Origin of the sequence: Chamaesiphon polymorphus CCALA 037 (assembly GCF_003003845.1) — a bacterium.
Classification (GTDB): Bacteria; Cyanobacteriota; Cyanobacteriia; order Cyanobacteriales; family Chamaesiphonaceae; genus Chamaesiphon; species Chamaesiphon polymorphus.
Map to the genome: position 1 here is coordinate 1 of NZ_PVWO01000193.1, position 10,037 is coordinate 10,037.

2 protein-coding genes are annotated in these 10,037 nt (G+C 42.2%); both read left to right on the forward strand.

All coding sequences use genetic code 11. From position 1 onward, the window contains the following. Positions 1 to 154: 154 nt before the first annotated feature. Entirely contained in the window at positions 155 to 9,085 is an 8,931-nt protein-coding gene (locus tag C7B77_RS15345) for a putative Ig domain-containing protein (RefSeq protein WP_219892165.1), read from the forward strand. A 33-nt stretch (positions 9,086 to 9,118) separates the two neighbouring features. Further along, positions 9,119 to 9,757, forward strand: a complete 639-nt coding sequence (locus C7B77_RS15350; protein WP_106306429.1) for a hypothetical protein — start codon at positions 9,119 to 9,121, stop codon at positions 9,755 to 9,757. Positions 9,758 to 10,037: the final 280 nt, after the last annotated feature.

A 10,037-nucleotide genomic window follows, 5' to 3' on the forward strand; every position in this document is an offset into this window, starting at 1 on the left:
ACCCCTCCCCCTTGCCCCTCTCCCCCTTACCCTTGCCCTTTCTACTCCCACCCCCGTCTCGCCAACCTTCTTCAACAGCGCAACCGACGTTTCCGCCAGTATCGGTGCTGACTATCGCCGCACCAGTTTCAATGCGGGAAATCAGGAACTAGATGTGAATGTAGCTCTGAAGAATCAGGGTAGTTATGGTTTGGATGGAACGTTACTCGTGGTAGTTAAGAATATTAGCGATCCTAGCGTCAGCGTCAAAGATGCCGACGGCTTTACGCCTGAAGGTTTGCCCTACTATACCTTTACGGCGAGTAATGGCAAATTAGATCCGACGCAGGTAACTGACGAGCAGACGTTAGTATTTAAAAACCCAAATGGGGTGCAATTTAGTTACGAACTGATGGTGCTTGCGGAAATTAATGCCGCACCTGTAATTAAATCTCAACCAGAATTGGAAGTAATTGGCGGTAAGAATTATCAGTATCAAATTCAAGCTGAAGATCTCAATGGGGATAGTCTCAGTTATAAATTACTGAGTGCGCCCAGTGGAATGGCAATCGATCCTAGCACTGGTTTGGTGAGCTGGAATACTAGTGCTGGTGAAATTGGCAATTATCAATTGGTGGTAGAAGTTAGCGACGAACGTGGGGGAATCGTTCAGCAGAATTATAATTTGGCTGTAATTACACCACCGCCAAATCGTCCGCCTGTATTTACGAGCAATCCGCTAGTAGATGCCAATATTAACTCCGAGTATAAATACCAAGCAACAGCCAAAGACTTAGATGGAGATGTACTGACTTTCTCATTGGTAAATAAACCGATTGGGATGGTAATTGATGCGAGTACTGGTGTAATTAAGTGGACTCCTGACGCTCAGCAGTTTGGTAATTATGATGTCACCGTAAAAGTCGATGATGGTAAAGGTGCTGTTGCCAATCAAATCTATAAAATTGCAGTTGCAAATGCAGTCGGGAATAGTGTCCCGATTATTACCAGTACCCCGATTACTGAATTCGGAATTTTAGGTACGACTAATGGAGCAGCAACAGCCAACCTGCAAACTATTATCAGAGATTTTCGGATGTCTGGAACGCCAAACGGTCATCCAGATTTTCAAAGATTCTTAGGTAGTGTGACGGGGATGGTTAGCAATACACTCGGTAGCGATGGCCTACCAGTGTTTATCAAACCAGATGGTGTTGGAGCTACTAGTGCGGCAACTTTTGCCCAGTGGTATCGCGATGTTCCTGGTGTCAATCAAAGAGTAGATGTGCCGTTGACATTAACTGAAACTACTCCAGGTTCGGGGATTTGGCAATATCAAAATGGTACTTTCTTTCCGATCGATAATTTAGGTTATGGCAACCAAGGCTTCAGTCGTAACTTTGCTTTCACTGTTGAAACTCATACTAATTTTACCTATAAAGGTGGCGAAGTATTCAATTTTACTGGTGATGATGATGTCTGGGTATTTATCGACAAGAAATTAGTCATTGATTTAGGTGGAACGCATTCACCACTGAGTGCGAGTGTTGCGTTAGATACGCTCGGACTGACTAAAGGTAAAACTTATGCTTTCGATTTCTTCTCAGCAGAGCGTTATACTGATGGATCGAGTTTGAGATTACAAACTAGTATCGATTTTGGCTCGGAATATTTTTACCAAATTAAAGCTAGTGATGTCGATTCAGCATCATTGAAATACGAACTGGTGCAAGCACCAACTGGAATGCAGATCGATCCATCGGGACTAATTTCTTGGCGACCAAAACTCAGTCAACAAACAACTTATCCAATTGTTATTAAGGTAACAGATCCTCAAGGTGGTGTTGCCACTCAAAGTTTCGATCTCAAGGTCGTACCTAGCAATCCCGGCGAAATTAGAGGTACGGTTTATCGGGATGCTAATGGAAATGCCACTAAAAATATCGATGAAATCGGTTTGCAAGGTCGAACTGTATATATCGATGAAAATCTAGATGGTCGGCGAAATCTTGATGAAGTTTCTACAACTACCGATGTCAATGGTAGCTATATATTCAAAACCTTACCATCAGGGGCTTACAAAATTGCACTTGAGAATCAAAGTGGTTGGAATATTACCGGAGGTACTGGAGCTGTTATTTTAGGTAACGGACAAATTCTGAATAATCTAAACATTGGATTGTTAGAAGCTAAAGATCCCAGTCAAAATCAGAATCCCTACATTGTCAGCACTCTGCCAAATAGTCAAATTGAGGCAGACAAAGTATTTAAGTATCAAGTCAAAGCTCAAGATCCAGATGGGGACGGATTAAATTATAGCCTTGTCAATAGTACTTTCTCAGGTATAGATATAGATCCAAGTACGGGACTGATTACTTGGCAACCCAATCAGGCTCAAATCGGCAGAACCTTTGATTCATTGATTCAAGTCAAGGATGCTTATGGTGGAATAGCCCAGCAAAGTATTCAACTCAAAGTAGTTGCTACAAATACAGCCCCGATTTTCACTAACGCTCCTCTCAATTCAATTGTTGCGACGGTTAATAACCCAGTTGAATATCAGTTTAGAGCGATCGATGCCGATAACGATCCGATCGGTTATCGAATTGTCAATCCAACTAATGCTTTAGGAGCGACTATTAATGCTCAAACTGGTGTATTTGCTTGGGCAACAGCATCGCGCTCTTTAGGGTCATATAGCTTTACTGTGGGAGCGACCGATAGCAAAGGGCTAGAAACTTTACAAGATTTCACTGTCGCGCTTCAAAATCTACCCAATCTCGTTCCAGTAATTGCTTCTACTCCTCGCAAACAAACACCCGTCGGTCAAACTTATGTCTATCAAATTACCGCGACCGATCCTAATTCCGATCCATTAACATACAACTTAATTAATCCGCCTGCGGGGATGAGTGTTAATAATCGGGGATTATTAACATGGACACCTACTGCGGCTCAATTGGGACAATCATCAATTCAAATTCAAGTCAGCGACGGACGCGGTGGCGTTACCAGCCAACAGTTTGACTTGGATGTTGTCAATTTTGGTAATTTAGTCAACAACAGTCCAGAAATCACTTCTATACCGACATTTACCACTAACTTAGGTAAAACATATAGCTATCAACTCACCGGAACAGATAGCGACAACGACACCTTAATCTGGAGCCTCGATAATGCCCCTACAGGCATGGTCATCGACTCGGCTACAGGCATCCTCAAATGGAACCCCACCAGCTCTCAAATCGGCAACCAGACCATCGCCGTGCGGCTATCGGATGCCTATGGATTGTACGTCGGACAGGAATATACCCTCAAAGTCAACGGTGTCAATACACCACCTCAAATTCAATCATCACCGAATACAATTGCTGGCATAAATTCGCCATACAAATACCAAATTAAAGCCGTAGATTTAGAAGGCGATGCCATTCAATACACATTAGGTCGCCGTCCGACAGGGATGGCAGTCGATCCCAATACTGGCTTAATTACCTGGACGCCAACTGCCACTCAAACAGGTACTCAAATCATCGACGTTTTAGTCACCGATACCCAAGGAGCAGTTACCACTCAAACCTATAACTTAGTAGTTGGCACCACCCCAATCAACCAAGCACCCACCATTACCTCAATTCCCAAATTTACTGCCGATACTAACAGTCAATACAAATATCAGGTAGTAGGAACAGATCCAGAAAATAGCCAGATTACCTATGCTTTAATTACCGCACCGACGGGAATGGTCATCGATGCCAACACCGGATTAATTACTTGGGATAATCCCACATTAGGCAATACCAATATTAAGATTACTGCGACAGATATTAGTGGCGCAGTCGCCGTCCAAGAATACACCCTCACAGGCAAACAGAATCGCGCACCAGTCATTAATTCCACCCCGATAAATCGAGTAACTCTGGGCAACACCTATCGTTACGATGTCAAAGCCACAGATAGCGACAACGACGCGCTGACTTACAGCCTCGATAATGCTTCCCTAGTCGCAGGAGTTACCATCGACAAATTGGGGCGGATGACTTGGAAACCCACAACCGTAAATCTGGGTATCAAACCAGTCACCGTTACCGTCACCGACACCAATGGTGCGACAGTCACCCAGACATATAATCTGGAAGTCCTCGCCGATAACATCGCCCCCACGATTAATCTGGTACGCGGTACCAATATCGCCGATATTGGTGAAACTATTTCATTCCAAGTTCAAGCCACAGATAACGTCGGGATTAAATCCAAACAACTGGTCATCGATAGTCAGACTATCAGCTTAGACGCCAATGGAGTCGGCACGTATACAGTCACCACTGCTGGTGTAGTTACCGCCACCGCGATCGTCACCGATGTTAACGGTAATGTTAGCACTGCTAGTACCACTACCAATATCATCGACCCCAGCGATATCGAAGCACCCGCCATCAACTTAGACTTGAGTGGGATTGTCGATGGGATGATTACGGGTAGAACCGATATTAAAGGTACGGTAACGGATACTAATCTGGATTACTACACCTTGGAGGTTGCCCGATTAGGTTCGGATAACTGGCAAGAGGTGTTCCGAGGTACTAATTCAATTACGAATGGCACCCTGGGCAAATTCGACCCATCTCTGCTAGAGAATGATACCTATCGAGTTAGGCTGACTGCTTACGATACTAGCGGACGTGGCTCTCAGGTTGAGGATGAGATTGATGTGACTGGAGAACTCAAGTTGGGTAATTTCCGGTTGTCGTTTACGGATTTAACTATTCCGGTGACGGGGATTCCGATTAGTTTGACGCGGACTTATGACTCGCTTACTTCTGGCACTACGGATGATTTCGGTTATGGTTGGCGGATGGAGTTTCGGGATACCGACTTGCGGACGAGTTTGAAGAAGGATGAATTCTACGAACAGTTGGATTATCGGACGGTTGGGTTTGAGTTTGGAACCAGAATTTATATTACGCTGCCTGGTGGCAAGCGGGAAGGATTTACCTTCTCGCCGCTCAACGTACAGGGTGCTTTGGGTGGCTTTACGGGCGGACGGTTGTTGTATCCGAACTTTGTGGCGGATAAAGGGGTGACGAGTACGTTGACGGTACCTGGAGCGGAGGTGAGGGCTTATACGAGTGAGTTCTCGTCTAAGGATGGGACGTCGGGGAATGTGAATGGGATCTTGATGGAGAAAGAGGGCAAGATCTTTAATTTGGCGGGGCGTCCGTATGTGCCGCAGGATGATGGGTTTGGGAATCGCTACCTTCTCACTACTAAGGATGGGACGGTGTATGAGATTAATGCCACTACTGGGGATCTGGAGACGGTTCGGGATACTAATGGGAATGTGTTGACTTATTCGGATACGGCGATCGTCAGTAGCACTGGTGTCCAGGTGACGTTTGAGCGCGATAATCAGGGTCGAATAACGAGCGTGACCGATCCTTTGGGACAGAAGGTGGTGTATGCGTATGATGCGAAGGGGGATCTCGTGTCCGTGAAGGACAGGGATGGGAATACTACTCAGTTTGGATATAATTCGAGCCGCGCTCACTATTTAGATAAGATTGTCGATCCTTTGGGACGGGAGGCGGTGAAGACGGAATATGATGAAAATGGAAGGCTGAAGAAGACGGCGAATAGTAGTGGGAATGGGGTGGAATTTGTTTACGACCCGAATAATTCTATCGAGATTGTCAAGGATGCTTTAGGTAATCCGACAACTTTTGAGTATGACAAGCGTGGGAATATTGTTACTGAGGTGGATGCAGTCGGTAAGGTTACTAAACGTGCCTATGATGATGATAATCGGATGCTCAGTGAGACGGTAATTAGCGATCGTTCTGGTGTTAATGGATTTACCACCACATATACTTATGATCGTCAGCGCAATAAGTTGAGTGAGACTGATACTTTAGGAAATACTACTTACTATACTTATGGTGAAAGAAGTCGGCTCTTAACGACTACTGATGCGCTAGGAAGAACTACTACCAATGTTTACGACGCTAACGGTAACTTGACTTCTATCAAAGACGCACTCGGTAATATCACCACCTTTACCTACGATGGTAAAGGACAAGTAACTCAAACTATCGATGCTCAAGCGAATACTACCTTATTCCAATATGACAGTAACGGTAATGTTAGCAAAGTAGTCGATCCACTTGGATACATCGTCAACTATACCTACAACGGTAGAGGTGATAAACTCACTGAAACTAAATTAGTAACTACCGCCGCTGGCTTACAAACCAGCATCACCACATCGGTATATGATGCCAATGGAAAGATGACGAGCATGACTGATGCGCTCGGTCAAACTAGCACTTACGAATACGATAAACTCGGCAAACAAATTGCTGTTACTGACGCATTAGGCAGAAATACTCAATCCTTATATAACAGTAAAGGCGAACTCATTGAGATAATTTATCCTGATGATACACCATTAGATTTAACAAATAATCCTCGCACCAAAACTGAATATGATGCTGATGGTCGAGTAGCTGCTGCCATCGATAAACTTGGGCGCATCACTCGGACGGTATATGATGCAGTTGGAAGAGTAATTGAAAGCATCGCACCTGATAGTACGCTTAATGACTTAACCGATAATCCTCGCACTAAAACTGAATACTATACAGATGGTAAAGTCAAAGCCAGTATCGATGAGCGGGGGAATCGGACAGAGTATAGATACGATCGGGCGGGAAGACAAACAGATGTAATTTATGCAGATGGTACACCATTAGATTTAACTGACAATCCCAGAACTCACTATCAGTATAACCAAGCTGGACAACAGGTTAGCGTCACTGATGCGTTAAATCATACTACCCGTTATCAATATGACAACTTAGGTAGAGCAATTAAAATCATCTACGCTGATGATACTTTCACCACTACCACCTACGACTCGTTAGGACACAGACTAACAGCCAGCGACCAGAATGGTAAAGTAACTGAGTATCGTTATGATGCCGTTGGTAAACTGACTGGAGTGAAAAATGCGCTAGGTGATTGGACTAATTACGTCTACACCCAAGAAGGAAGTTTACTTAGTATTACTGATGCGAATAACCATAGCACTACTTATGAGTATGATATCTTAGGTCGCAGAGCAGCTACCATTCTGCCATTAAATCAACGTTCTACCACTAATTACAATGCGGTAGGGAGTATCAGCACGATGACTGACTTTAATGGTAAAACTACTACTTATAAATATGACGAACAGAACCGATTAGTCGAACAAGATTTTACTAACGCTCCTACCATCACAATGACTTATACTGTCGGTGGACAAATAGCGACTATTACTGATGGTCGAGGTGTGACTAGTTTTAGTTACGATCTTCGAGATCGACTAATTTCCAAAACTGATGTTGATGGTTCCAAAATTAGTTATACCTACGACTTAGCTGGAAATCGTACCAGTGTGACTACTCAAGTCATCAATGGAAATGCTAATACTACCACCTACACATTTGACGAGCGAAACAGATTAGATAAAGTCTTATCTGGAGGTGTGGTATTAACTGACTATAATTATGATGCAATGAGTAATCTCGTTAAAACTACTCTTAGCAATGGGGTAATTGAAACTAGACAGTACGATAAATTAAATCACTTACTTAATCTCCAAACCAATAAAGGGAGTAATATTTTTACTAACTTTGTCTACAGCTTAGATAAAGTCGGAAATCGTCAGCAGGTAGTTGAGACTGTGGGAAGTAATACTCGCATGGTTGGTTATGTCTATGATGATTTATATCGGTTGACGAAGGAACAGGTAACTGACGGAGTTAATGGCAACAGAACAACTGAATTTATCTATGACAAGGTTGGAAACAGGCAACAACAGCAGGTAACGGCTAATAATGTTATTACTGCTACTACCTATCAATATGATGCTAACGACAGGCTATTGAAGGAGCAAGTAAATGGTAATGATAAGGTTATCTATACTTATGACAATAACGGTAATAATTTCACTAAAACTGAGGATGGTAAGACGACTGAATCGATTTGGAATGACCAAAATCGGTTAGTTGGTGTGAAGGTTAAAGATGGTGCTGGTGTTATTACTCAACAAGTGAGTTATGAGTATGATGCGAGTGGAATTCGAGTCAGTCAGAATGTAGATGGGGAGATAATTAAGTATCTGATTGATGCTAATTTACCCTATGCTCAAGCTGTGGTGGAATATCGTCCTAGTGGGTTGGTAGTTGTTTCTTATACTCATGGGAATGATTTAATTAGTCAGACTCGCGATGGGGTTAATAGTTTCTATCATGTGGATGGGTTGGGAAGTACGAGAGGGTTGAGTGATGCTGAGGGTAATTTGATTGATACTTATAGTTATCAAGCTTTTGGTGAGTTGTTGAATAGTAGTGGGGGGAGTGAGAATAAGTATCTGTTTACTGGGGAACAATTCGATCCTGTTTTGAGGGATTATTATAATCGGGCAAGGTATTACGATCCTGAGACTGGAAGGTTTACTCGGCGGGATAGCTATGAGGGTCAAATTCAAGATCCTATTAGCTTGCATAAATATCTTTATGCTAATGGTAATCCGATCTCAAATATCGATCCTAGTGGATTGAGTACAATTGCTGAACAAGGAATTGTTACTGCACTCTTATCTTTTCTAGCTGCCTTTGCTATTGTCAATTTGACATCAAATATTATCCAAGAAAATCAAAGTAAAAACGATGAGCCAAAAGATACTATATATCGTGGAACTACATTTTATGATGTACTAGAAACAGTAGCAAGTCAACATATTGATATAGAAAGAATTTTGCTTAATCAGACAAGATTTGATTTGACTGGAGATCGGGCTGGTGTATATTTCACAAATCAGATATTAACAGCCGAATATTACGCCAATCTTGTCGGATTTAGTGGTGGACAACCAAGAGCGGGGGGGCCAGCAATTCTTGGTGCAATTCACTCACGAAAAAGATTTCAACTATTCACATTAAAGTATAGAATTGCAGTAAATGCTCCAATTCCTCAACCTCCGCAACCAGGTCAAACAGAAACACTAATTCCATATAATGCCATACCTGAATTTGAAACTTTTACAAATTATATCCAAGTTTAGTTGACATGTAATGACAATCATTGCTAGATAAATATGCTGTTAATAGAAGTAAGTCCATATCGTATCTTGAGCGACGAAATAAAATATCCAAACAGAGAAAAAGATAGATTTATATTTGAACATCTTAAATATTTATGTTCCAAGTTAACTTCACTTCCAACCTTAACTATCCAAGTAGATTCCCAAGGTGCCTGGATCAAAAGAGGTCATTATTATTTAACAATAGCAAAAATGCTTCAAATGCCGAATGTTAAAGCAATTGTAGACAGTTCCTCTTCTAATGAAAATATTGAATGTTTTCTTGAAACTTCAACTGCAAATGTATTGGACTGGGAAACTGAAAGGTTAACAGAACGTGACGTGTTACATGGTTATGTTCAGTATCTTTTGTTTTTTCAAAGAATTTTAAGTGAAGAAGAGAAGCAAGAGTTTGAAGAGAAGATTGTTAATTTTTTTGGAAGCTTGAGATTTCCAGTAGGAATGAACATTCCTGATGTAAGAATTAACAATCTAGCCTATCCATATTCAGGGATATGTGCTGAATTCGAGGCTTATGTACCAATTTTAGATGAAAGTTGGTATGGACAATCCAGATCTGTTTTGATTGACTTTCATCTACAAAATGTTCCAATAGTCTCCTTTCAAGGTATGAAGTGGGAGTTCCCCCTGTAACTCGATAGTAAGTAAGTTGTGTAGAGCCAAGCTAGAGTAGTCAAGCTAGTAGGGTGGGCAGTGCCCACAGGCTCAAACCTATGCTCAAACTAGATTTCATGCTAAAGAGTAACTACTTGATCGATTGTCGATTTTGTGCGATTCGATCAATGGTAAGATTTGCTCGATCGTTATTCCGGTTACTTCAGCAATCGTTTCTGGCAGGGGTTTTTTGCATAAACCCTCCAAAAGGGGGAATAAGCATATTTATATACCAAAGCTAGCAATCGTTCGGAGAAAA

Coding starts and splice junctions, on each gene's coding strand:
- C7B77_RS15350 (WP_106306429.1), top strand. CDS start 9,119: ATGCTGTTAATAGAAGTAAGTCCATATCGTATCTTGAGCGACGAAATA.